This window comes from Streptomyces sp. NPDC056479 (assembly GCF_042795335.1).
In the GTDB taxonomy this organism is placed as follows: domain Bacteria; phylum Actinomycetota; class Actinomycetes; order Streptomycetales; family Streptomycetaceae; genus Streptomyces.
Genome location: NZ_JBHTRZ010000003.1, coordinates 1,116,372 through 1,138,589 on the forward strand (window position 1 = coordinate 1,116,372; position 22,218 = coordinate 1,138,589).

General features: G+C 70.8%; 18 protein-coding genes and 1 pseudogene. 4 read left to right on the plus strand and 15 right to left on the minus strand.

Annotated features, from left to right (window positions below; translation table 11 throughout):
- Nucleotides 1-173: 173 nt before the first annotated feature.
- The 4 genes from ACFQ6S_RS16430 to ACFQ6S_RS16445 are packed head-to-tail and all read right to left on the minus strand — an operon-like array spanning nt 174 to nt 3,515.
- Nucleotides 174-1,115, minus strand: coding sequence for a MerR family transcriptional regulator (locus ACFQ6S_RS16430; protein WP_383409128.1), 942 nt, complete (start codon nt 1,113-1,115; stop codon nt 174-176).
- 33 nt (nt 1,116-1,148) lie between these two features.
- Nucleotides 1,149-1,802, minus strand: coding sequence for a M15 family metallopeptidase (locus tag ACFQ6S_RS16435; RefSeq protein ID WP_383409131.1), 654 nt, complete (start codon nt 1,800-1,802; stop codon nt 1,149-1,151).
- A 30-nt stretch (nt 1,803-1,832) separates the two neighbouring features.
- Nucleotides 1,833-3,260 carry an AI-2E family transporter gene (locus ACFQ6S_RS16440; protein ID WP_383409134.1) on the minus strand — a complete coding sequence of 476 codons (1,428 nt, stop codon included), beginning with the start codon at nt 3,258-3,260 and terminating at the stop codon, nt 1,833-1,835.
- A 60-nt stretch (nt 3,261-3,320) separates the two neighbouring features.
- Entirely contained in the window at nt 3,321-3,515 is a 195-nt protein-coding gene (locus tag ACFQ6S_RS16445; protein WP_383409137.1) for a DUF3046 domain-containing protein, read from the minus strand.
- Between the two features lie 80 nt (nt 3,516-3,595).
- On the opposite strand from ACFQ6S_RS16445, the gene ACFQ6S_RS16450 reads away from it, so the two are divergent.
- Nucleotides 3,596-4,540 carry a hypothetical protein gene (locus ACFQ6S_RS16450; RefSeq protein ID WP_383409140.1) on the plus strand — a complete coding sequence of 315 codons (945 nt, stop codon included), beginning with the start codon at nt 3,596-3,598 and terminating at the stop codon, nt 4,538-4,540.
- Between the two features lie 6 nt (nt 4,541-4,546).
- On the opposite strand, the gene ACFQ6S_RS16455 is transcribed toward ACFQ6S_RS16450, so the two are convergent.
- From ACFQ6S_RS16455 to ACFQ6S_RS16465, 3 genes and pseudogenes are all read right to left on the minus strand, one after another.
- On the minus strand, nt 4,547-4,855 hold the full coding sequence (locus ACFQ6S_RS16455; protein ID WP_383409142.1) for an AzlD domain-containing protein: 309 nt from the start codon (nt 4,853-4,855) through the stop codon (nt 4,547-4,549).
- On the minus strand, nt 4,852-5,574 hold the full coding sequence (locus ACFQ6S_RS16460) for an AzlC family ABC transporter permease (protein WP_383409145.1): 723 nt from the start codon (nt 5,572-5,574) through the stop codon (nt 4,852-4,854). Before ACFQ6S_RS16460 ends, ACFQ6S_RS16455 begins: the two co-directional genes overlap by 4 nt.
- A 31-nt stretch (nt 5,575-5,605) precedes the next feature.
- Nucleotides 5,606-6,436, minus strand: a pseudogene (locus tag ACFQ6S_RS16465) (AraC family transcriptional regulator); the annotation flags it as partial.
- Between the two features lie 310 nt (nt 6,437-6,746).
- On the opposite strand from ACFQ6S_RS16465, the gene ACFQ6S_RS16470 reads away from it, so the two are divergent.
- The 3 genes from ACFQ6S_RS16470 (at nt 6,747) to ACFQ6S_RS16480 (ending at nt 13,490) form a co-directional block, all read left to right on the plus strand.
- Complete coding sequence (locus tag ACFQ6S_RS16470; RefSeq protein ID WP_383409148.1) at nt 6,747-11,699, plus strand: ATP-dependent helicase; 4,953 nt, start codon at nt 6,747-6,749, stop codon at nt 11,697-11,699.
- Between the two features lie 100 nt (nt 11,700-11,799).
- Complete coding sequence (locus ACFQ6S_RS16475; RefSeq protein WP_383409151.1) at nt 11,800-12,693, plus strand: Fpg/Nei family DNA glycosylase; 894 nt, start codon at nt 11,800-11,802, stop codon at nt 12,691-12,693.
- A 32-nt stretch (nt 12,694-12,725) separates the two neighbouring features.
- Nucleotides 12,726-13,490 (plus strand): SDR family NAD(P)-dependent oxidoreductase, encoded by a 765-nt coding sequence (locus ACFQ6S_RS16480; RefSeq protein ID WP_383409154.1) that lies wholly within the window; start codon nt 12,726-12,728, stop codon nt 13,488-13,490.
- Here the strand turns inward: ACFQ6S_RS16480 and ACFQ6S_RS16485 are convergent.
- The 8 genes from ACFQ6S_RS16485 to ACFQ6S_RS16520 all read right to left on the minus strand — a co-directional run bounded on the left by ACFQ6S_RS16485 (nt 13,438) and on the right by ACFQ6S_RS16520 (nt 22,159).
- On the minus strand, nt 13,438-13,734 hold the full coding sequence (locus tag ACFQ6S_RS16485) for a hypothetical protein (protein ID WP_383409157.1): 297 nt from the start codon (nt 13,732-13,734) through the stop codon (nt 13,438-13,440). The two genes, ACFQ6S_RS16480 and ACFQ6S_RS16485, sit on opposite strands and share 53 nt — an antisense overlap.
- A gap of 324 nt (nt 13,735-14,058) precedes the next feature.
- Nucleotides 14,059-14,439 carry a helix-turn-helix domain-containing protein gene (locus ACFQ6S_RS16490; protein ID WP_030960654.1) on the minus strand — a complete coding sequence of 127 codons (381 nt, stop codon included), beginning with the start codon at nt 14,437-14,439 and terminating at the stop codon, nt 14,059-14,061.
- Nucleotides 14,440-14,548: 109 nt separating this feature from the next.
- Entirely contained in the window at nt 14,549-15,094 is a 546-nt protein-coding gene (locus ACFQ6S_RS16495; protein ID WP_383409162.1) for a CinA family protein, read from the minus strand.
- The gene (gene pgsA, locus ACFQ6S_RS16500) at nt 15,091-15,885 is read right to left on the minus strand and encodes a CDP-diacylglycerol--glycerol-3-phosphate 3-phosphatidyltransferase (RefSeq protein WP_383409165.1); all 795 of its coding nucleotides are present in this window, start codon (nt 15,883-15,885) and stop codon (nt 15,091-15,093) included. Before pgsA ends, ACFQ6S_RS16495 begins: the two co-directional genes overlap by 4 nt.
- Entirely contained in the window at nt 15,882-17,363 is a 1,482-nt protein-coding gene (gene rimO, locus ACFQ6S_RS16505) for a 30S ribosomal protein S12 methylthiotransferase RimO (protein ID WP_383409168.1), read from the minus strand. The genes pgsA and rimO overlap by 4 nt, the downstream gene beginning before the upstream one ends.
- A gap of 94 nt (nt 17,364-17,457) precedes the next feature.
- Nucleotides 17,458-18,294, minus strand: a complete 837-nt coding sequence (locus ACFQ6S_RS16510) for a helix-turn-helix domain-containing protein (protein ID WP_383409171.1) — start codon at nt 18,292-18,294, stop codon at nt 17,458-17,460.
- A 281-nt stretch (nt 18,295-18,575) separates the two neighbouring features.
- Nucleotides 18,576-21,317: a DNA translocase FtsK gene (locus ACFQ6S_RS16515; RefSeq protein ID WP_383409174.1), complete on the minus strand. Its 2,742-nt coding sequence runs from the start codon at nt 21,315-21,317 to the stop codon at nt 18,576-18,578.
- Between the two features lie 161 nt (nt 21,318-21,478).
- Nucleotides 21,479-22,159: a two-component system response regulator gene (locus tag ACFQ6S_RS16520; protein ID WP_383409177.1), complete on the minus strand. Its 681-nt coding sequence runs from the start codon at nt 22,157-22,159 to the stop codon at nt 21,479-21,481.
- Nucleotides 22,160-22,218 lie beyond the last annotated feature (59 nt).

A 22,218-nucleotide genomic window follows, 5' to 3' on the forward strand; every position in this document is an offset into this window, starting at 1 on the left:
AACTCGGGCACTTCTCCGTCGAAACCGTGGCGAAATGCCCGCCGAGCGTCTCGCCGGCACCTCCATAAGAATAGATGTTCGATTTTCGTGTCAAGCGCACCACGCGACACCTCAGCCACGCGCGGACGACCACGCCGGTCAGCGACGGGCCACCGTGGTTTGCACATGCCGCGTCATCGTGCCGCCCGTATGCGCAACGCCGTGACGGACCAGTCGAGCGCCGGAGTCAGCCGGTCCGGGGCCGGCCAGTCGTTGATGACTGCGAGGAGGAGGAAGTACCGGTCCCGGCGCGGATCGTTCGCGGCCTCCAGGCGCCGCAGGAGCCATCGGTGCGGCTCGGAGTCGTCGGCGCGGCCCAGGACGCCTGCGCAGGCTGCGGTGAGCGCCCTCACCACGGAATCGGCCTGGGGCGATTCCGGAGCGATTCCGGACTCGACGGCCGCTGCGGCGAGATCGCGGGCGACGGCGACGACGTCAGGGCGCGGCGGCGTGGAGGCGCCTTGAGGGCGGTCGGCCGTGTGATGTTCGGCCGCGTCGCGCATACGGCCGCGGAAATCCGGGTCCAGCGTCAGTTCCGCCAGCTCCACCCATGCCTCGATCTGTTCGTCGGTGGGGTTGTCGGGCAGCCCGGGCGTCATGGACCGACGGGCCGCTGCATGGCGACCGGGACCGTCGTCCAACCCGTCGAAGACGCTGTCGAGGAAGCCGTCGATCAGCCGGCGGCGTTCGGCTTGGGAGAGCTGGGCCAGCTGATGCATGTGTTCCATCTCCTCGGGGCTGGGTTCGCGCCTGGCCACGGCCGTCAGCACCGCCCTCTGCAGCCGCAGGGTGGCGATCTGAACGTCCAGCGCGGCTGCGTGCTGCTCGGCGACGGCGCCCAGCGTCAGTTCTCGCTCGACGACCTGCCGGATCGCGTCGAGGCCCAGTCCGAGTTGGCGCAGCGTACGCACCAGTGCGAGTCGGGCGACGGCCTCGGGACCGTAGCGGCGATAGCCGGCGGGGGTGCGGCCGGCCGGAGCCACGATGCCGCGATCCGAGTAGAAGCGGATGGTCTTGACCGTCAGCCCGGTGCGCCGGGCCAGTTCACCGATCGAGTAGAGGGTGGCGCCGTCCATGACCTCACCTTCGCGTCTCCCCCAAGGGGAGACTCAAGCCCGTTCTCGCGGCCCGTAGAGCGCATGCGCCGCGCCGGTGACATGGGCCCAGTACCGGTCACCGTACGACCAGTGCCACCACTCGGTCGGATAGTTGACCAGGCCCGCAGCGGTCAGTGCGTTCCCGAGCATCCGCCGGTTGTCGTGGGCCTGCGGTCCGATGGCGCGGGCGTCCGTGTAACAGGCGCCGTCGCTCTCCTCCGGACTGGCGTTCACCCGCGTCCCCATGTCGAGTTCCTGCCCGTCGTCGGACATGAGGGTGAGATCAACCGCCGCGCCGGCACTGTGTGGAGCGATCTCGGGCGGTGACACATAGCGGCTCGCGGCCTCGCGCACCCGTTCCGCCGACCAGCCCGGATTGTCCGCCCGCAGTTCGTCGGCGTACTGCTCGAAGTAGAAACGCTGGAGGCCGGGCGGCCGGTACCCCTCGACGAACAGCAGACGGACGCCGTCCGGCAGAAGCTCCTGAGCCTTGAGAAGGCGAGCCAGCACGCCCTCCCGCAGGTGTGCGAAGGCGCCCACTCGGTCGTCCCTGCGCCGGTCGACGGCGATGGCCTCCCGCAGCCGGACATCGACCAGCTTCTCACCGCAGTCGACAACCGGGATCGCCGCGATCCTGGGATCTGACATCAGCACGATCTCTGTCATGCGCCGATCATGACGCAAGCGCAGGCTCGCTCAGCCGGGCCCCTGTCCGGAACCCCCGTTGCCATCGGGACCCTGCCCGGAACCGCCGTCCTCACCGGGACCCTGTCCGGAACCCCCGTTGTCACCGGGACCCTGCCCGGACCCCCCGTTGTCACCGGCCCCCCGCCCGGAACCCCCACCCTCACCGGAGCTCTCACCGGAACCGGAACCCCCCGTCCCCGCCGGAGGCTTCTGCCCCGGCCGACGTATCCACAGCGCACCCGCGCGTGCGAACAGGCTGCGACCCGTCCCCCGCTTTCGGTGCCCGTGAACACGGGGGTCGTCCGTGACGTCGTAACGCTTCACGTAGGCCCCCAGGAACGCCTGCAGCGTGGCGACCGCCGGGATGGCGATCAGCGCGCCCACCGCGCCCAGGAGAGCCGTGCCCGCGATGACCGAACCGAAGGCGACCGCCGGGTGGATGTCGACGGTCTTGGCGGTCAGCTTGGGCTGCAGCACATAGTTCTCGAACTGCTGGTAGACCACGACGAAGATCAGCACCCACAGCGCGTACCAGGGATCGACCGTGAACGCGATCAGCATGGGCAGGGCGCCCGCGAGATACGTGCCGATGGTGGGGATGAACTGCGACACCAGGCCGACCCACACGGCGAGCACGGGCGCGTACGGCACATCCAGGCTGGCCAGCAGGATGTAGTGGGCTATGCCGGAGATCAGCGCCATCAGGCCGCGCGAGTACAGATAGCCACCGGTCTTGTTGACGGCGATCTCCCAGGCGCGCAGCACCTCGGCCTGCCTGGCGGGTGGCAGTACGGAGCACAGCGCGCGGCGCAGTCGGGGGCCGTCCGCGGCGAAGTAGAACGAGAACAGCGTGATCGTGAGCAGCTGGAAGAGGCCGCCGAGGACCTGGGCGGACACCGCCAGGACGCCGGTGGCGCTGTTCTGCACGTAATTGCGCAGCCAGTCCGACTTGAGCAGGCCCTCCTGGACGTCGACGCGACGCAGCTCGGTGTTGAAGTGCGCGTTGATCCAGTTGATGACCGAGTCGAGGTAGTTCGGCAAATCCTCGACGATCTTGATGATCTGGCCCGCGAGCATCGACCCCAGCAGGGTCACGAACCCGGCGGAGACGACGATCACGGTGAGGAAGACGACGGCGGTGGCCAGTCCCCGGCGCATCCCGCGCGAGGCCATCCAGCTCACCGCGGGCTCGATGGCGAGCGCCAGGAAGAACGCGATGAGGATGTTGATCAGCAGCCCGGTGAGCTGATGAAAGGCCCAGCTGCCCAGCTGGAACACGCCGACGAGCGCCAGCGCGAGCACCATGGCGCGCGGCAGCCAGCGCGGCATGCGGTCGTTCGACCCGGCGTCGCCCGCGCCCGGAGGCGGATTGGGCGGCGTCGTGCCGAAGGGGGACCCGTGCCGGGGCAGCTGCCCGGTCTCGTCAGTGCGTGCCACAGAGCAAGTCTCGCCCACGCCACCGACAAACGGCCCCGGTCCTGCGATCTTCATTTCCGGTCAGCGCTTCTCCCCCGGAATGTTCATGACGGCACAGACCACACGCCACACGTCCTTCGCCGCCCAGCCGGCTTCCAGGGCCTCGTGCACCGTGCGCCCGCCGAGCTCCGTCATCACATGGTCGCGCGCGAAGGTGTCGGCGTATCCCGGACCGAAGTGATCCGCCATCCGCTGCCAGAAGACCGTCAACCGCATGCGTCCAGTATCCCGCCCCTGAGGGTGGGCCTGAGCCGGGACCACGTGCCGAGACCGCTTTCCGCCCTACGGTCTGACGCATGCCCGAAACCGGAGCCTCCCCACTCCCCCCGGCGTCCCAGGCGCACTCCCCGCTCTTCCGTGCCGAGCAGTTCGTCTGGCTCACCGCGCGCGTGCTGGAGCAGCGCCTGTTCGCGTACCACTTCCTGAACGGCGCCGCCGACCCGGTGGAGACCGCGCTGGACGCCTACCGCAACGAGGACGGCGGGTACGGCCACGCGCTGGAACCGGATCTGCGCGGCCCGGTCAGCCAGCCGCTGCACACCGGTCACGCGCTCCACGTCCTGGACGCCATCGAACGCTGCGGCGGACAACGGGTGGACCGCGTGTGCCGCTACCTCACCTCTGTCTCCACCCCGGACGGCGCCCTCCCGGTCGTCCACCCCGGCCAGCGCGGCTACCCCGCGGCCCCCTTCCTGCCGATCATGGACGACGCGCCCAGCTCACTCCTCGCCACCGGCCCGGTGGTCGGCCTGCTGCACCGCAACGAGGTGTGGCACGCCTGGCTGTTCCGCGCGACGGACTTCTGCTGGCAGGTGGTCGAGTCCCTGGAGAAGTCCCATCCGTACGAGATCGAGTCCGCCGTGGCCTTTCTGGACTCCGCTCCCGACCGCACGCGCGCGGAGGCGGCCGCCGACCGGCTGGGCCGCCTGGTACGCGAGCAGCGCCTGGCGGTACTGGAGCCGGACGACCTCGACGCCTACTCGGTCGCACCCGGGTACGCCCCCGGCGAGCACCACTTCCCGCACGACTACGCGAGCACACCACGCTCCCTAGCGCGCGCGTGGTTCACGGACGACGAGATGAACCGCTCCCTCGACCACCTCGCCGCCGAGCAGCAGGACGACGGTGGCTGGCCCATCCGCTGGCGCCAGTGGGCGCCGACCATCCCCCTGGAGGCCCGCCCCATGGTGACCGTCCAGGCGCTGCGCACGCTCAGGGCGTACGGCCGCCACATCGGCTGACCAGCCTCATCCACCCATGGCCCGCACGCCGGCCGTCACCACCACGGCCGCAGCGACGACGAGCAGGAACGGGGCCCTCAGCACCAGCACCAGGGCAGCCGCGGCAAGCCCCGCGGCCCGCGCGTCCAGCACCAGCGCCTGCCCGTCGCCGAAGGTCTGCTGAGCGGTGAGGGCGGCAAGCAGCGCGACGGGCAACAGCGCGGCGAGACGCCGTACGACGGGCCTCTCCAGAGCACCCGCGGGCACGAGCAGCCCGACGAGCTTGACGGCGTAGCATCCGAGAACGGTGACGCCGATGGCTGTCCAGATGCTCACCGCGCACCCTCCCCCGCACGTCGTCCCCGCACCCACAGCACGACCGGCGCCGCGAGGGCGGCCACCAGAACGGGCACCCCGGCCGGCAGCACGGGCAGGAACCCGAGCCCCAGAACCACGGCCAGCCCGGCGACGGCCCGCTCGGTGGCGGACTTCAGCATCGGCGCCAGCAACGCCAGAAACACAGCGGGCCCGGCCGCATCCAGCCCCCAGGCATCGGTGTCCCCGATGGCTTCGGCCCCCAGCGCACCGAGCAAGGTCGTGAGATTCCACAGCACATACAGACTCAGCCCGGTCACGACGAACCCGATCCGCGCACTGCGCCGCGTCGGCTGCGCCAGCGCGACAGCCGCGGTCTCATCGATCACCCACTGCGCGGCGAACGGCCGCACCGCGCGCGGGAGGCGCAGCATCTGAGACAGTCGCAGCCCGTAGAAGGCATTGCGCGTCCCCAGAAAGAACGCCCCGGCGGCCGCGGTCAGCGGACTACCCCCGGCCGCGAGTGCTCCCACGAGCGCGAACTGCGACGCACCGGTGAACACCAGCAGGCTGAGCACACAGGTCTGCAGGAGCGTGAGCCCACTGCCCGCCGACGTCACGCCGAAGGCGAACCCGGACAGCCCGACGGCGACCCCCACCCCCAGGGCGTCCCGCACAACGGCGGCATCAGGCTTGCCGCCGCCCGCGCGGGGATCTACGAGAATTCTCTGTTCTGCCACGCCTTCGAAGCTAAACAACCCACTACCGCAGGTCTTGTACGTTCTTGCGCTCCCGCTGATACGCCCCCGGCGGCACCCCGACAATCCGCGAGAAGTGTCGATTCAGGTGCGGCTGATCGGTGAACCCCACGGCAACGGCCGCCTCGGCCGGCGAGACACCCGCGTCCAGCAGCCGCCGAACCCGCCGTACCCGCGCATCGGTCAGCCAGGTGTGCGGCGGCATCCCGTACACATCCCGAAAGGCCCGCAACAGAGCGAACGGACCGGTACCAAGATCGGCGGCCAACCGCTCCAGACTCGGCGGCTCGGCCATCCGCCCTTCCAACAGCTCACGCGCGCGTACCGCCACCCGGGCCCCCGCCGTCCGCACCTCCCGCTGCGGCAGCGCCCCACCGTTCAACCGCAACAGCCGGGTCACGGCAACCCGCAGCAAGGTGTCGGCGGCCAGCGCATTGCCCTCGTCAGCGGCCCGCAACACCTGATGCACCAGGCCCACCGCATAAGGGTCGTCCAACACCGGCCGGACAAACCCCGGCGTACCCCGCAGAGCGGTGGTCTCGGCAGCGATATCCCCCACCACCCCCGGCGACGGATAGACGGCCCCATACCGCCACCCCTCAGGAACCCCCGCCCGCCCCGTATGCGGCGTATCCGGATTGACCAACGCAAGGGCCCCGGCCCCCGCATACACATCGGCCCCCCGATGATGAAACACCTCCGCCCCATCGGCGATGGCAGCGATCACAAAGTGCTCATGGGTATGCCGCACAAACGTCTTCCGTATGTACCGCGCCCGCAGCAGATCAACCCCCGGCAACTCGGCGTACTGCCAGTGCCGCGCCAGCTCGCCAGAACGTGCCATAAGCCCATTGTCGACCAGGCCCGGAGAGACGTACCCCAAGGCACCCGCGTACGGCGGCAAGGGGCCGTGCCGGGGGGTGTCCGCCCGCAGCGGCGGGCGTCAACAAACGCCCGCCTCCCTGCCCAACGGCAACCGCCCGACCGAGGACGGACACCCCCCGGCACGGCCCCGACCCACAATGCACCCGCAGGCGCTAGGCGAACCCCCACCGAACCCGCAGAGGCGCCGCAGGCATCGCCCCCCAACCGCCGGAGGCACGACGTTTCCCCAGCTCAGCCCCATTGTCAGTCCCCGGGTGCAGGATGGACACATGGTCAGCAACCCACGCCAAGCCCTAGCCGGCTTCTCCCCCGCCACCCGCGGCTGGTTCACGGGCGCCTTCTCCGCGCCCACCGCAGCCCAGGCAGGCGCGTGGCAGGCCATCCAGCAAGGCTCGGACGTGCTGGTCGTAGCCCCCACCGGCTCCGGCAAAACCCTGGCCGCCTTCCTCGCCGCCCTGGACCAGCTGGCCTCCGCACCCCCACCCGCCGACCCCAAGAAGCGCTGCCGAGTCCTCTACGTATCCCCCCTCAAGGCCCTGGCCGTGGACGTGGAGCGCAACCTCCGCAGCCCTCTCACAGGCATCCGCCAGGAATCCGTACGCCTGGGCCTCCCGGAGCCCGAGGTAAAGGTCGGCATCCGCTCGGGCGACACCCCGGCAGCTGAGCGCCGAGCGCTGTCCACCCGCCCTCCGGACATCCTCATCACCACCCCCGAGTCCCTCTTCCTGATGCTGACGTCGGCCACCCGTGACGCCCTGACCGGCATCGAGACAGTGATCATGGACGAGGTCCACGCGGTGGCCGGCACCAAGCGCGGCGCCCACCTCGCGCTCACCCTGGAGCGCCTGGACGAGATCCTCCCGAAGCCGGCCCGCCGCATCGGCCTCTCCGCGACGGTCCGCCCGGTGGACGAGATCGCCCGTTACCTCTCCCCGCAACGCAAGGTCGAGATCGTCCAGCCGAAGTCGGGCAAGGAGTTCGACCTCTCGGTGGTGGTCCCCGTGGAGGACCTCGGCGAGCTCGGTGGTTCCCCGGTGGCCGACGGCTCCGACGGCTCCAACGGCACGGAGCGCCCCTCGATCTGGCCACACGTGGAAGAACGCATCACGGACCTCGTCCAGTCCCACCGCTCCACCATCGTCTTCGCCAACTCCCGCCGCCTCGCCGAACGCCTCTGCAACCGCCTGAACGAGATCGCCTACGAGCGCGCCACCGGCGAAACCCTGGACGAACACCACGCCCCGGCCGAACTGATGGGCGGCTCCGGCGCGGCCCAAGGCGCACCCCAGGTCATCGCCCGTGCCCACCACGGCTCGGTCTCCAAGGAGCAACGCGCCCTTGTGGAAGAGGACCTCAAAGCCGGCCGCCTCCCCGCAGTGGTAGCCACGTCCAGCCTCGAACTCGGCATCGACATGGGCGCGGTGGACCTCGTCGTCCAGGTCGAATCACCCCCCTCCGTGGCTTCCGGTCTCCAGCGCGTGGGCCGCGCGGGCCACCAGGTGGGCGCTGTGTCCACCGGCGTGGTCTTCCCGAAGTACCGCGGCGACCTGGTCCAGGCGGCGGTCGTCACCGAACGCATGCGCACAGGCTCCATCGAGTCCCTCCGGGTCCCCGCCAACCCCCTCGACGTCCTCGCCCAGCAGGTCGTCGCGATGACGGCGATGGACACCTGGCAGTTCGACGACCTCCTCGCCGCCGTCCGCCGGGCCGCCCCGTTCGCCTCCCTCCCCGAGTCCGCCTTCACCGCGGTCCTCGACATGCTGGCCGGCCGCTACCCGTCCGACGCCTTCGCGGAGCTTCGCCCGCGCGTGGTCTGGGACCGCGTCGCCGGCACGATCACCGGGCGCCCCGGCGCCCAGCGCCTCGCCGTCACCTCCGGCGGCACCATCCCCGACCGTGGCCTCTTCGGCGTCTTCCTCGCCGGATCGGACCCCAAGAAGGGCGGCGGCAGGGTCGGCGAGCTCGACGAGGAGATGGTCTACGAGTCCCGAGTCGGCGACGTCTTCACGCTCGGCACCAGCTCCTGGCGCATCGAGGACATCACCCGCGACCGCGTCCTGGTCTCCCCCGCCCCGGGCGTACCGGGCCGCCTCCCCTTCTGGAAGGGCGACCAGCTGGGCCGCCCGCTCGAACTGGGCCGCGCGGTCGGCGCGTTCCTGCGCGAGGTCGGCTCGCTGCCCAAGGAGGACGCCCGACTGCGCCTGGTCACCGCAGGCCTGGACGCCTGGGCGGCCGACAATGTCCTGTCCTATCTGGACGAGCAGCGCGAGGCCTGCGGCCACGTCCCGGACGACCGCACGATCGTCGTCGAGCGCTTCCGCGACGAGCTCGGCGACTGGCGAGTCGTCGTGCACTCCCCCTTCGGCGCCCAGGTGCACGCCCCCTGGGCGCTCGCCCTCGCGGCGAAGCTCTCCGAGCGCTACGGCATGGACGCGCAGGTCATGCACGCCGACGACGGCATCGTGCTGCGCCTGCCCGACGCCGACCTCATGGGCCTGGACCTCCTGGACCAGGAACCGAGGAAGGCCGGCACGGAGTACGACGCCGACCAGGCGCCCGTGGGCGCGGCGGACGTCGTCTTCGACAAGGGTGACGTCGATCAGATCGTCACCGACCAGGTCGGCGGCTCGGCCCTGTTCGCGTCCCGTTTCCGCGAGTGCGCCGCCCGCGCGCTGCTGCTGCCACGCCGCAACCCGGGCAAGCGCACCCCGCTGTGGCAGCAGCGCCAGCGTGCCGCTCAACTGCTCCAGGTGGCCAGCGAGTTCGGCTCGTTCCCGATCGTCCTGGAGGCGGTCCGCGAGTGCCTCCAGGACGTCTTCGACGTCCCCGGGCTCGTGGAGCTGATGGGCGACCTGGAGTCCCGCAAGGTGCGCCTCGTCGAGGTCACCACCCCAGAGCCGTCGCCCTTCGCCCGCTCCCTTCTCTTCGGGTACGTCGCCCAGTTCCTGTACGAGGGTGACTCCCCGCTCGCCGAGCGCCGAGCCGCTGCGCTGTCGCTGGACTCGCGGCTGCTGGCCGAGCTGCTCGGCCAGGCGGAGCTGCGCGAGCTGCTCGACGCCGAGGTGCTGACCGAGCTGGAGCGCGAGCTGCAGTGGCGCACCGAGGACCGCCGCGTCAAGGACGTGGAAGGCGTCGCGGACGTCCTGCGTCTCCTCGGCCCGCTCACCGACGCGGAGCTGGTCGAGCGGGGCGCCGAACCCCACTGGGCCCAGGAGCTGGCCGGTGCCCGCCGCGCCATCAAGGTCCGTATCGCCGGCACCGACCACTGGGCGGCGATCGAGGACGCGGGCCGCCTGCGCGACGCGCTCGGCACGGCCCTGCCGGTCGGGGTCCCCGAGGCCTTCACCGAGCCCGTCAAGGACCCGCTCGGCGACCTCCTCGCCCGCTATGCCCGCACCCATGGTCCCTTCACCTCGGCGACGGCGGCGGCCCGCTTCGGCCTTGGGGTGGCGGTCACGGAGGGCGCCCTCCAGCGGCTCGCGGCGAGCGGAAGGGTCGTACAGGGCGAGTTCCACCCGGCAGGCATCGGCCAGGAGTGGTGCGACGCGGCAGTCCTGCGACGCCTGCGCCGTCGCTCCCTGGCCGCTCTGCGTCACGAGCTGGAGCCCGTGCCACCGGCCGCGCTCGCACAGTTCCTGCCGCAGTGGCAGCACATCGGCAAGGGCCACGGGCTGCGCGGCATCGACGGCCTGGTGCGCGCCATCGAGCAGTTGCAGGGCGCCTCCGTGCCCGCGTCCGCCCTGGAGAAGCTGGTCCTGCCGTCCCGCGTCGCCGGCTACAGTCCCGCGATGCTCGACGAACTCACCTCGGCCGGCGAGGTCGTCTGGGCGGGCGCTGGCTCACTCCCCGGCAAGGACGGCTGGGTCTCCCTCTACATGGCGGACGCGGCCCCGCTGCTCCTGGCGCAGCCCCACCCGCTGGAGCTGACGGCACTGCACCAGTCCGTCCTTGACACCCTCTCCGGCGGCTACGGCCTGTTCTTCCGTCAGATCGCCGACCAGGTCCGCGCCACCACGCACCCCGACGCCACCGATCCCCAACTCGCCGACGCCCTCTGGGAGCTGGCCTGGTCGGGCCGTCTGACGAACGACACCCTCGCCCCCATGCGCTCCGTGCTCGGCTCGGGCCGCACCGCCGGCTCCACGGCCCACCGCGCCAAGCGCACCGTCCCCCGAGGGCGCTACGGCTCACTCACGGCCGCCGCCCGCCCGGCATCCCGCACGGGACCGCCCACCGTCGCCGGCCGCTGGTCCCTGCTCCCGGCCCATGAACCCGACGCCACCGTCCGCGCCCACGCCCTGGCCCGCGCCCTGCTCGACCGGCACGGAGTGGTGACCCGAGGAGCGGTCGGCGCGGAGGGCGTCGAGGGCGGCTTCTCGGCGACGTACCGCATCCTGTCCGCCTTCGAGGAGAGCGGCCAGGCGCGACGCGGCTATGTGGTCGAGGGTCTCGGCGCCGCCCAGTTCGCGATGGACGGCGCGGTGGATCGCCTCCGTGCGGTGTCCAACGCCCGCGACCGAGGCGAGGATCTGCCGGGCCCCCACATCCCCGACTTCCCCGACGGCTTCGGGACACCCGGGAGCCAGGGCTCAGCCGACGGTCTCGGCGCCGCGCACGACACCCCGGACGGCACCCCCGCCTACGACATCCCCGACCTCGACCACGACTTCCTGGACGCCCACCTAGGACAACTCGGACCGGGCGACTACGTCTCACCCAAGGACCTCGCTCCCCAGGACGCCGGCCGCTCCCGACAGGGCAACCGGTGGCAGAACAGCGGCACCCCGTACGGCCCCGGCCCCGCGCCCCACCGCTCCCGCCCCACCCCCGACACCCGAGCCGTCGTCCTGGCCGCCGCCGACCCGGCGAACGCATACGGCGCAGCCCTCGGCTGGCCCGAGCCCCCCACCGGCGCCGGGCACAAGCCGGGCCGCAAGGCGGGCTCCCTCGTGGTCCTCGTCGACGGCGAGCTGACCCTCTACATGGAGCGCGGCGGCAAGACCCTGCTGGCCTGGCCCTCGTCCCCGGACACGGATCCCACCGACGACCCCCGTCTGCACACGGCGGCGGAAGCCCTGGCCGCAGCCGCCCGCGCGGGCTCCCTCGGCACGGTCACGGTGGAACGGGTGAACGGCGTCTCAGCGCTGACGTCCCCCATGGGCACCCTCCTGGAAGGAGCGGGATTCATCGCGACACCCAGAGGTCTGCGCCTACGCGCCTGACCCCCCACCTCCGGCTGCCTCAAGCCCACTGCCTCCGCTCTCACCGGTCCGCCCCCACACACCCGCCCCACACGCCCGCGCCCCATGCCACCCTTGACGCATGCCCGAAGGAGACACGGTCTGGCAAACCGCGAAACGGCTCCACACCGCCCTCGCGGGCAAGACGCTGACCCGGACCGACTTCCGGGTCCCCAAGTTCGCCACGGTCGACCTCACAGGCCGCACCGTCCTGGACGTCACCCCACGCGGCAAACACCTCCTCACCCGCATCGAGGGCGGCCTGACGGTCCACTCGCACCTCGGCATGGAGGGCTCCTGGAAGGTCTACGCCGACCAGCAACGCTGGACAGGCGGCCCCGCCCACCAGATCCGCGTGATCCTCACAGCCACGGCCACAGCCACGGCCACCACCCACGCACCCACCGCCCCCGGCCCCACCCACACAGCCGTCGGCTACCGCCTCCCCCTTCTCGACCTCCTGCGCACCACGGAGGAGGACCACGCCGTCGGCCACCTCGGCCCCGACCTGCTGGGCCCCGACTGGGACCCCGACCGCGCCCTCGGCAACCTCCTCGCGGACCCCGCCCGCCCCCTCGGCGAGGCCCTGCTGGACCAGCGCAACCTCGCCGGCATCGGCAATGTCTACAAGAGCGAGTTCTGCTTCCTGCTCCGCGTCACCCCGTGGCTCCCCGTAGGCGCGCTCCCCGCCGAGCACACCGCGCAATTGCCCGTGCTCGCCAAGAAGCTCCTGGAAGCCAACCGCGACCGCCCGATCCGCAGCACGACGGGCCGCCGTGGCCAGGACCTGTTCGTGTACGGCCGCACCAACCGCCCCTGTCTGCGCTGCTCCACGCCGATCCGCGCGGCCGACCAGGGCGACGGCTCCCGCGAGCGCCCCACCTACTGGTGCCCGAGCTGCCAGGCGGGCCCCGCCCCGAGCACCACACCGGGCACCTCCTCGCACCACAGAACCCAACACGGTACGACTAATTGACGATCCGTCAGAAACCCTCGTACCGTCCCTTCATGGCCGTCAAGGCGTACGACCTCACCGGACGCACCGCATTCGTCACCGGGGCCGCCAGCGGCATCGGCCGCGCGTCGGCCATGTTGCTCGCCGAGGCCGGCGCTGCCGTGCACTGCGCCGACCGCGACGCACAGGGCCTGCACGACACGGCGACCCTGATCAAGGCGAGCGGCGGCACGGCCCACACCCACCACCTCGACGTCACCGACCGCGAACAGCTCCGCCGGGCCGTCGCCTCCTGCGAGCGGCTGGACGTGATGGCCGCGGTCGCCGGGATCATGCACAGCAGCCCGGTCCTGGAGACGCGCGACGAGGACCTCGACCGCGTGCTGAACGTGAACTTCAAGGGCGTGCTCCACGCCTGCCAGGAGGCCGCCCGCGCGATGCTCGCCCAGAGCGTCCGGGGCAGCATCGTCACGATGGCTTCGGGCGCCGTGGACACCGGTGGCCCCGGACTTCTCTGCTACGGCGTGGCCAAGGCCGCCGTCGTACAGCTGACGAAGACTCTTGCGACGGAGATGGGCCCGCACGGCATCCGCGTCAACGCGGTCGCCCCGGGCTGGATCCGCACCCCGATGACCGACCGCCACGACTGTACGGCGCAGACCCAGACCGAGGCGTTCATGGCCCGCATGTCACCGTTGGGCCGAGTCGGCGAACCGGAGGACATCGCGCACGCGGTGCTGCACCTGGCGTCCGACGCGTCGTCCTTCACCACGGGGCAGATCCTGCGTCCGAACGGTGGTGTGGCGATGCCTTGGTAGCCGGCCCCAGCCGTCTCACCCGCCCCGCACGCCAGGCCCGCGCCCACCGTCGGGGGTCCAAGGCGCCGACGGCGCGCGACTTCGGCACACAGTGCACCGGCAGCAGGCTCAGCCCCCACCCTCCGGCGACGACGCCCGCCTCCAGCGCCCCCGCGCCCGGCACCAGCGCGAGCCGCAGCACGGCCCACCACCACAGCGCCCCGAGCCCGAGAGCCGCCCCCCAGCGCGCTATCGGCCGTGCCATCCGCTCACCTCCAGCCCGAGGCTAGGCCGCCCGTTCACCGGCCGGGAGGGCGCACCGACGGCACGCACAGGCAGGGCGGGCCAACGCCTTCACCACCCGTCGGGCGCCGTCACACCGGGCCTTCACCGCGCGTCAGGCGCCGTCACACGCGCCGTCACACCCTCCAACCATGACCGCCGCCCCACGCACCGGCAAACGGACCCGGAGGACCCCACACAGCACGAAACCCCGACCGCACTCCCCCAGGTCTCCCTGGAGAAACCCCGGCCGGGGCCTCACACAACTCCTCAGCGCGTGGTCAGCCCACGCGCACCGGCGGCACCGTCACGCGGCGACCACGTCCACTGCCTCGGAAGGCGCCTTGATGGTCACCCGTTCCGGTGGCACACCGGTCACTGACACGGAACCCAGCATCGGACGGACCGATGCGGGGACAGGCTCGCTGGGTGTGGCCGCAGCAGACTGGGCCAGCTCGGCGAGGGCGAGCTCGTCGCTCACTTCCCGCATGAGCTCGGACATCCGTACGTCCAGCGCGTCGCAGATAGCGGAGAGCAGCTCGGAGGAAGCCTCCTTCTGCCCCCGCTCCACCTCGGAGAGATAGCCGAGTGAGACTCGGGCGGACGAGGAGACTTCGCGCAGAGTACGGCCCTGGCGCTGGCGCTGCCGACGCAGCACGTCACCCAGCAGGCGACGGAGCAGAATCATCGGTGGCTCCCTCCTCGGACCGCGTAGCCGCATCCTTCACGCCCCACCGTACCGCCTTGCGCCGCGGCCGTGCGGGGAGCGATGTCGTGTTCACTCAGGGCTGCAAACATCAAAACCCCCCGTTCTGTTCCGTATCCTGTGCCCGCTCATTCCCACTGTGTTCGCTCGCAAGCTCCTTCAGGAGCAGCGCGAGTACGCTCCGTACACTCTCCATACGAATTTCCTCGCGGCCGCCGTTCAACCGCAGGGCCTCCACTTTTCCGCCACCGGCAGAACCGGAACCGGCGCCGATGGGCCCGTCGACCGCCACGAAGACGGTCCCCACGGGGTGTCCGTCCTGCGTATCGGGGCCCGCCACACCGGTCGTGGCGATACCCCAGTCGGCTCCCAGCGCCTTCCGTACACCGGCCGCCATCTGGGCGGCGACCTGCGGATTCACCGCTCCGTGCCGCTCCAGCAGGGCGATGTCGACGCCGAGCAGTCCGTGCTTGAGCTCGGTGGCGTAGGCGGTCACCGAACCCCGGAAGACCTTCGACGCCCCCGGGACGCTTGTGATGTCCGCCGCAACCAGTCCGCCGGTCAGCGACTCGGCGACAGCGAGCGTCTCGCTCTTCACTGTGAGTAGTCGCACCACGTCGGTGCCCGGGGAACTCACGCTTCCGTCTCCTCCAACGCGGCCTTGCGCGCGGCGATTCCCTGCCTGCGCAGCACAATGGCCTGTCTCACATAGTCGAGCCCGGTCACCACGGTCAGGACGACCGCCGCGGCCATCACCCACCACCGCAGGGTGGCGAGCCACCCTGTCAGCGCCAGGATGTACATCCCGACCGCCACGCCCTGCGTGAGCGTCTTGAGCTTGCCGCCGCGGCTCGCCGGGATGACGCCGTACCGGATGACGATGAAACGCAGAACGGTGATCCCGAGTTCCCGGCCGAGGATGACGCCGGTCACCCACCACGGCAGATCACCCAGAGCCGAGAGGCAGATCAGTGCCGCCCCCATGATCGCCTTGTCGGCGATGGGGTCGGCGATCTTCCCGAAGTCGGTGACGAGGTTGTACGTGCGCGCCAGATGGCCGTCGAACAGGTCGGTGATCATGGCGATGGCGAAGGCCGCCCAGGCGAGCGAGCGCCACGCCGGGTCGTAACCGCCGTCGGCCAGCATCAGCGCGACGAACGCGGGCACGAGGACCAGCCGGAGCATGGTCAGGAGGTTGGCGATGTTCCAGACGCTGGCCTGGTTGACGGCCGCGGCCGTGATCTTCGCGCCGCGCGGGGATTTCGCACCGCCCTGGACGCCGTTCTCGGCGTCGCCGGCCTTCGAGCCGCTCCCCTTCGGTCCGCTCGCCTTGGACGGACCGGTCCTGGACGAACCCATCGCGCTCGCCTTGCCCGCCGCACCCGCCTGGGAGGAGCCACCCGCGGCGGACGCCGGAACTCCGGTCATCTGGCCGCCTCCTCACTACACGCGAGCGAGCCCTGCAACGGCTCGGCCACCAGGTCGACACCTTCCGTACCGACCACCTTCGCCTCGACCATACGACCCACGTGCAACCCCGCGCTGCTCGTGAGCAGCACCTGGCCGTCCGTCTCCGGCGCCTGGTGCGCGCCACGGCCGTACGAGCCCTCGTCCGCGTCCTCGGAGTCGACCGACTCGACCAGCACGTGCACGGTCTCCCCGAGGCGCTCCTCGGCCCGCTGCGAGACGAGCTCCTCGGCCAGCCTGGAAACACGTGCCAGCCGCTCCGCGACGACGTCCTCGTCCAGCTTGTTGTCGTACGTCGCGGCCTCGGTGCCCTCCTCGTCGGAGTAGCCGAAGACGCCGATGGCGTCCAGCCGGGCGTTGTTCAGGAAGCGCTCCAGCTCGGCCAGGTCGGCCTCGGTCTCGCCGGGGAAGCCGACGATGAAGTTGGACCGCACACCGGCCTGGGGCGCCTTGCCGCGGATGGTGTCGAGCAGCTCCAGGAAGCGGTCGGTGTCCCCGAAGCGGCGCATCGCGCGCAGGACGCCGGGCGCGGAGTGCTGGAAGGACAGGTCGAAGTACGGAGCGACCTTCGGCGTCGAGGTCAGCACGTCGATCAGGCCGGGCCGCATCTCGGCCGGCTGGAGGTAGCTGACGCGGACCCGCTCGAGGCCGTCGACCTCGGCGAGCTCCGGCAGCAGGGACTCCAGCAGGCGGATGTCGCCTAGGTCCTTGCCGTAGGAGGTGTTGTTCTCGGAGACCAGCATGATCTCCTTCACACCCTGTTCGGCCAGCCACCGGGTCTCGTTCAGCACATCGCTGGGTCGGCGCGAGATGAAGGAGCCACGGAAGGACGGGATGGCGCAGAAGGAGCAGCGACGGTCGCAGCCGGAGGCGAGCTTCACCGAGGCGACCGGGGCGCCGTCGAGGCGGCGGCGCAGGGGCGCACGCGGGCCGGAGGCCGGAGCGAGCCCCTGCGGAAGGTCGACGGGGGCATGTCCGGGGAGCGCGACCTCGGCCGCGGACTCCTGCCGCTCGGCAGGGCTGATCGGCAGCAGCTTGCGCCGGTCACGCGGGGTGTGCGCGGCGTGGACGCCGCCGGACAGGATGGTCTGGAGGCGGTCCGAGATGTCCGCGTAGTCGTCGAAGCCGAGCACGCCGTCGGCCTCGGGGAGGGCCTCTGCGAGGTCCTTGCCGTACCGCTCGGCCATGCAGCCCACCGCCACGACGGCCTGGGTTCTTCCATGACCCTTGAGGTCGTTGGCCTCCAGGAGGGCGTCGACGGAGTCCTTCTTGGCGGCGTCGACGAAGCCGCAGGTGTTGACGACGGCGACGTCCGCGTCCCCGGCGTCCTCCACGAGGTCCCAGCCGTCCGCCTCCAAGCGGCCTGCGAGCTCCTCCGAGTCCACCTCGTTGCGGGCGCAGCCAAGAGTGACGAGTGCGACGGTACGGCGTTCAGGCATGGGCTCAAGACTACTTTGTCTCACTGACAGCCCACGTCGACGGGGTTGGCCGATCTTGGCCAACCCCGTCCTCAGCTCGACCCTTCAGCCGGACTCATCCCGCCTGCGGGTCGCCCTTCGTGTACGTGAGGCGCTCCACGGCGCCGGGCTGCCAGTCATCGTCGATCTTCTTGCCGTTGACAAACAGGTCAATGGCACCCGCGTCACCGAGGACGAGGTTGATCTTCTCGCTGTCCTGGAAGGTCTTGGAGTCGCCCTGCTTGAGCAGGTCGTCGAAGAGCATCCGTCCGTTGTGGTCCTTGACCCCGACCCAGCTCCTGCCGTCAACGGCAGTCACCTGGACGGTCACCTTGTCCTGCGGGACGGCGGCGATGGCGCTGTCCGACGGCTCCGGCTTGGGATCCTTGGGCTTGTCGGTCTTCGGGGTGGGCGTGGTCTTGTCGGACGTCGGCGTCGAGCCGCCCTCGGCGACGGAGGACTTGCCACCCTCGTCCTCGCCCTTGAACGCGGTGAACCCGACGAACCCGACCACCGCGACGATCGCGGCGACCATGGCCGCGGTCCAGTTCGGCCCGCGGCGCTCGGGCCGGATGCGCTCCGCCTCGAACAGGGGGGCGGCCGGGGTCGGCGCCGGCCGTCCGCCGTGCGAGGCGTCGTACTGGGCGAGCAGCGGAGCCGGATCGAGGTGGACGGCCTTGGCCAGGGTCCGGATGTGGCCGCGGGCGTACACGTCGCCGCCACAGGGGGCGAAGTTGTCAGCCTCGATGGCCTGCACGATGGCGATGCGGACCCGGGTGGCACTAGTGACGTCGTCGACGGTCAGCCCGGCGTCGATCCGCGCCTGCCGGAGGGCATGGCCGATCGAGGGACGGGCTTCCTCGGACACGTCTTCGAACGGACGCTCGTCTTCAGGGGAGTTGCCGATGGACACGGGGGCGCCTTTCGAGCGTTTAAGCCACCTGTGCTGGAGGTTCAGTCTAGGGGGGTAACGAAAGGGTGGGGCAACCGGGCGGTGGGACTTTATACGCCATCAGAATGGCCGGACACGCTGATGGTGGGGTACCTGATTGTCGCTTCGCTCAACTTGACGTACGTCGAAGGGAAACGGTTGCTCAATGATCCCTTACGGGTGAGTCACGATCAGACATCGGCTCATCCCGCCACTCGGCCCGCAAGGCGACCATGGTGTCCGGATTCCCCGCCGGACTCCTGTTAAGCCTCCCCGCGGATCACCGCGAGCACTCCGTCCAGCTCATCAGGTTTCACAAGAACGTCACGAGCCTTGGAGCCCTCGCTCGGCCCCACGATGCCGCGGGACTCCATGAGGTCCATCAGCCGCCCCGCCTTGGCGAACCCGACGCGCAGCTTGCGCTGCAGCATGGATGTCGACCCGAACTGCGTGGAGACCACGAGCTCGGCCGCCTGGCACAGCAGGTCCAGGTCGTCTCCGATCTCCTCGTCGATCTCCCGCTTCTGCTTGGTCCCCACGGTGACGTCGTCCCGGAAGACGGGCGCCATCTGGTCCTTGCAGTGCTGGACGACGACCGCGACCTCCTCCTCGGTCACGAAGGCGCCCTGCATACGCGTGGGCTTGTTGGCCCCCATCGGCAGGAACAGCCCGTCGCCCTTGCCGATCAGCTTCTCGGCACCGGGCTGGTCGAGGATGACGCGCGAGTCCGCGAGCGAGGACGTGGCGAAGGCGAGCCTTGAGGGCACGTTCGCCTTGATGAGACCGGTGACGACGTCGACCGACGGCCGCTGCGTGGCGAGCACCAGGTGGATGCCGGCCGCGCGCGCGAGCTGCGTGATGCGCACGATCGCGTCCTCGACGTCGCGCGGGGCGACCATCATCAGGTCGGCCAGCTCGTCGACGATCACCAGCAGATACGGGTACGGCTGGAGCTCGCGCTCGCTGCCCTCCGGCGACTTCACCTTGCCGTTGCGCACGGCCTCGTTGAAGTCGTCGATGTGCCGGTAGCCGTACGCCGCCAGGTCGTCGTACCGGAGATCCATCTCCCGTACGACCCACTGGAGCGCCTCGGCGGCCCGCTTCGGGTTGGTGATGATCGGCGTGATCAGGTGCGGGATGCCCTCGTAGGCCGTCAGCTCTACGCGCTTGGGGTCGACGAGGACCATGCGCACGTCCTCCGGGGTCGCGCGCATCATGACCGAAGTGATCAAGCAGTTAATGCACGACGACTTACCGGAACCGGTCGCACCGGCAACCAGCACATGCGGCATCTTGGCGATGTTGGCCATCACATAGCCGCCCTCGACGTCCTTGCCCAGCGCGACCAGCATCGGGTGGTCGTCCTCGGCGGCGGCCGCGAGGCGCAGCACGTCACCGAGGTTGACCATCTCCCGGTCGGTGTTCGGGATCTCGATGCCGACCGCGGACTTGCCGGGGATCGGGCTGATGATCCGCACGTCCGGGCTGGCGACGGCGTAGGCGATGTTCTTGGTCAGCGCGGTGATCCGTTCGACCTTCACGGCGGGCCCGAGCTCGACCTCGTAGCGCGTGACCGTCGGACCGCGCGTGAAGCCGGTGACGCGGGCGTCGACCTTGAACTCGGTGAAGACGGTGGTGAGCGACTCGACGATGGCGTCGTTGGCGGCACTGCGCGACTTGCCGGGGCCGCCGCGCTCCAGGAGGTCGAGCGACGGCAGCGAGTAGGTGATGTCTCCGGACAGCTGGAGCTGTTCGGCGCGCGGCGGCAGATCGCGCATCTGGTCGGGCGCGGCCTTGGTGAGGTCGGGGACCCCCGACTTGGTCAGGTCCGGGACCTCGGACCTGGGGAGCTTCTCCTGCTTGGGCCGCGCGGCAGGGACGGGCGTCGGCACCGGGGTCGTCTCGGCGCGGTCGCCGACGCTGACGCCCTGGGTGAGGTCGGCGACGATCGGCGAGGGCGGCATCCCGTGCAGGACGGCGCCGTCGAGCGCGGCAGCGGCGGCCGCCGCGACGTCCACAGCGTCCATGGGACGGTCCATCTCGGGCTGCGGCACCGCGGAGCGCCTCGGGCGGCCGCGACGCCGCGAGAGAGCCTCCTGCTCGGCGCCGTCGGGGTCGTACGCCTCGCGCGCCGGTCCCCGCTTGCGACCGCGCGCCGCGGGCACCGCCTCCCGCCACTGATCGTCGTAGCGCTGCTCGTCGTCGGTGTACTCGTCGTCGTCCTCGTCGGGGTCGGGCAGGATGCCGAGCTTCACGCCCAACTGCCGCAGCCGCTGCGGGATGGCGTTGACCGGCGTGGCCGTGACCACCAGCAGACCGAAGATCGTGAGCAGCACGAGCAGCGGTACGGCGAGGACCTCGCCCATGGCGTACGTCAGCGGAGTCGCCGTGCCCCAGCCGATGAGCCCGCCGGCGTCCCTTATGGCCTGCATGCCGGCGCTGCGGGCGGGCGAGCCGACGGCGATGTGGACCTGGCCGAGCACGCCGATGACGAGCGCGGAGAGGCCGATCACGATCCGGCCGTTGGCCTCGGGCTTCTCGGGGTGCCGGATGAACCGTACGGCGATGACCGCGAGCAGTATCGGCACCAGCAGGTCGAGCCGGCCGAAGGCGCCGGTCACGATGATCTCGACGAGGTCGCCGACGGGACCGCGCAGATTGGACCAGGTGCCGGCGGCGACGATCAGCGCCAGGCCCAGCAGCGACAGCGCGATGCCGTCCTTGCGGTGGGCCGGGTCGAGGTTCTTCGCGCCCTGCCCTATGCCGCGGAACACCGCGCCGACCGCATGCGCGAGCCCGAGCCAGACGGCGCGCACAAGCCGGTAGACGCCCCCGGTGGGGTTGGGCGCGGGCTTCGGCGGCGCGGCTTTCTTCGCCGCGGCCCTTTTGGCCGGCGCCTTCTTCGCGGGGGCTTTCTTGGCAGCGGCCTTCTTCGCCGGAGCCTTCGCGGAAGCGGCCGCCTTCTTCGCGGGCGGCTTCTTGGCTGCGGAGGAACGTGAGGCCATGGAGGTGAGGTTACCGGTGGAGAAGACAGTGGACACGTGTGCCCACTGCTTCACCCGTTCGTGTCGCCCTTGACGGGGCTGCGAATTGACGCCGGTTCACCGCACGGTCACGTACAGGACGATCCGACGTCGCCGGCCCGCCGATCCGCGCCTTCACGTCGTCAGTTCTGCGAGGACACCGACGAAGTGCTCCCGGTGCCCGGCTCCAGCGCGTCCAGCGCCCGTCGCAACCCCGTGAGTTTGCGTTCGAGATGGGCCGCCGTGGCCACCGCGGCCGCGTCCGCGGACTCGTCGTCCAGCTGCTTGGACAGCGCCTCGGCCTGCTCCTCGACGGCGGCGAGCCGCGCCGACAGCTCGGCGAGCAGGCCCGCCGGCTCCTTCGGCTCCGCGCCCGTGGACTTGCCGCCGCCCTCCAACTGGAGCCGCAGCAGCGCCGCCTGCTCGCGCAGCTGACAGTTCTTCATGTACAGCTCGACGAACACGGAGACCTTCGCCCGCAGCACCCACGGGTCGAACGGCTTGGAGATGTAGTCCACCGCGCCCGCCGCGTAGCCGCGGAAGGTGTGATGCGGGCCGTGATTGATCGCGGTGAGGAAGATGATCGGGATGTCCCTGGTCCGTTCCCGCCGCTTGATATGCGCGGCGGTTTCGAAACCGTCCATTCCCGGCATCTGGACATCCAGCAGAATGACCGCGAAGTCGTCCGTCAGAAGTGCCTTGAGCGCTTCCTCCCCGGACGATGCCCGCACCAGGGTCTGATCCAGCGCAGAGAGGATCGCCTCCAGCGCCAGCAGATTCTCCGGCCGGTCATCGACCAGGAGGATCTTGGCCTTCTGCACCATGGCCCGCCCTCCTCGCCCCGGCAGTGCACCGGGCTCCGCCCCAGGGGACGACACCCTTA